The following is a 2,048-nucleotide window of genomic DNA, read 5'->3' as shown; positions in this document are numbered from 1 at the left end:
TGTGGCGCTCGGCGTGGCGACCGTGTTCGTGCTTCAGAACGAACAGGTCGCGGCCATCTGCGTGTACGCGGCGGGCGCCGCCGTTCTCGTCATCTTCGGCTGGATGCTGATGAAGTGCGATCGCAGCGAACGCGCAGGCTTGCTTGCCGCATTGATCCTGACATTGCAGGTGATCCTGTTCTTCATCTTCTACCAGCAGATGTCGACTTCGCTCACCTTGTTCGCGCTGCGCAACGTGGATCCGTCGTTCACGCTCTTCAACATGACGCTGTTCTCGTGGAGCGCGGCGCAGTTCCAGGCGCTCAATCCAATCTGGATCATGCTGCTGAGTCCGTTTCTCGCAATCGGCTACACGCGCCTCGCGAACAAGGGCCTCGACTTGCCGATCGCAGCGAAGTACGCGCTGGGTTTCGTCGTCGTGGCACTGGGCTTTTTTGTGTTCGCATTCAGCGGCCGATACGCAGTCGATGGCCGCGTGTCATCCTGGTTCATGGTCGCAGGCTACGGGCTCTATTCGCTCGGCGAATTGCTGGTCTCCGGTCTCGGCCTCGCGATGATCGCGCACTACGTTCCCATGCGTATGAGCGGGTTCATGATGGGCGCGTATTACATTGCGACCGGCGTGTCGCAGTATCTCGGCAGCGTGGTCGCCAACCTGGCGCGCATGCCATCGGGCGATCTCGGTCCGCTGCAATCACTGCCGCTTTATACGTCGCTGTTCATGGGTCTTGGCTGGGTCGCAGCGGGCGGGGCGGCGGTTGCGGTGGTGTTGCTGCCGCTTTTGAACCGTTTGTCGCGAGAGCATCGACGGTGTGTCGATGCCGCGCGTAACGGCGTCGATGCTTATCCGGCAAAGAAGCCGGTATCAGCGTCTGCGCCGACGCGCTAGATTCAAACGGCAGATTCGGCGCTGCTTCATTGAGCTGCAATAATCTTCGATTACGTTTGACCGCACATGCCCATCCCGCTATAATCTTTTTCGCGGGGTGGAGCAGTCTGGCAGCTCGTCGGGCTCATAACCCGAAGGTCGTAGGTTCAAATCCTACCCCCGCAACCAAAGATTCAAACGCACAAAGCCCGGTCCATCCGGGCTTTGTGCGTTTACGGCCGATCTTGGGCAGATCAGTCTTTTTCCGCAAGTCACGCATCCACTGAACCAACGCCAAAAGCCCGCGCAATGATCACATTGTGCAGGCGCTTCAATTCGGGATTTGCGCGGCCGTCAGTGCAGGGGATAACCACAACCTGCCATTGCGCGACTTTGGAGGGCGGCTTACCTGATCATCGGGTCGATGCCCGGGTTCATCTCATCAGGAACATGCCGTCAGTGCAACGCGTAGCACGCATGGCCCGTGAGCCATACAACTACGTCAATAGAATTTCTTCGGCAACTGTGCGCGGCGGATTTGCTTGCGCAGGCGAGCAACAGCAGCAGCTTTCTTGCGCTTGCGCTCGGTAGTCGGCTTTTCATAAGCCATGCGCGACTTCAGTTCCTGAATCAGCCCGGTACGTTCGACGGTGCGACGAAAGCGGCGCATGGCGACGTCGAAAGGCTCGTTCTCTTTCAACAATACTTTAGTCATTGAGTTCTCAGTTGATCTGGCCCTGCCAGAAAATTAAACGAAATGCAATTGTACACTTTTTGAGACTTCCATTGCAGGCGGCTCAACAATCCGACGCACCGCGGCGCTGGCAAATGACTTCGTAGGTCATTGATAAAAGACAACAATCCTGTGGGACCCTGGGTGTTGGCGACAGCCGGTTCGCTATCTCAGAAACCGCGTCCGCGGCCGGGTTTTGTGTCGGCGGGAGGGAGAATTTCCTCGCAATCGGCTTCGATTTTTACATCCGCAAGCGGTATTGCGACGCAGGGGAGGATCCAGCCATCGGCTTTTTCTTCGGCGCTGAGACCGGGCCATTCGATCCGGTAGCGTACATCGCCGTCTCTCAGCCGGCACAGGCACGCCCGGCACGTTCCATTTCGACAGGAACTCGACAATCGCAATCCGGCGAGGGCCGCCGCTTCCAGGATGCTTGTCTCGCCAGTC

At 58.1% G+C, this 2,048-nt stretch carries 3 protein-coding genes and 1 tRNA gene; 2 read left to right on the top strand and 2 right to left on the bottom strand.

The genetic code is table 11. From position 1 onward, the window contains the following. On the top strand, nt 1-889 hold an 889-nt coding region (locus ACRXB1_RS35140; RefSeq protein WP_449494666.1), incomplete at its 5' end, for an oligopeptide:H+ symporter. Between the two features lie 91 nt (nt 890-980). Beyond that, nucleotides 981-1,057 (top strand) — tRNA-Met (locus ACRXB1_RS35135). A gap of 313 nt (nt 1,058-1,370) precedes the next feature. On the opposite strand, the gene rpsU is transcribed toward ACRXB1_RS35135, so the two are convergent. Next, entirely contained in the window at nt 1,371-1,583 is a 213-nt protein-coding gene (rpsU, locus tag ACRXB1_RS35130) for a 30S ribosomal protein S21 (RefSeq protein WP_006999077.1), read from the bottom strand. A gap of 188 nt (nt 1,584-1,771) precedes the next feature. Continuing rightward, the coding region (locus ACRXB1_RS35125; RefSeq protein WP_449494665.1) for a 2Fe-2S iron-sulfur cluster-binding protein at nt 1,772-2,048 on the bottom strand (277 nt) is incomplete at its 5' end.

It is taken from the genome of Caballeronia sp. M23-90 (assembly GCF_053574605.1).
The sequence above is the reverse complement of the archived record's forward strand: the minus strand, read 5'-3'. Positions and strand labels throughout refer to the sequence as shown.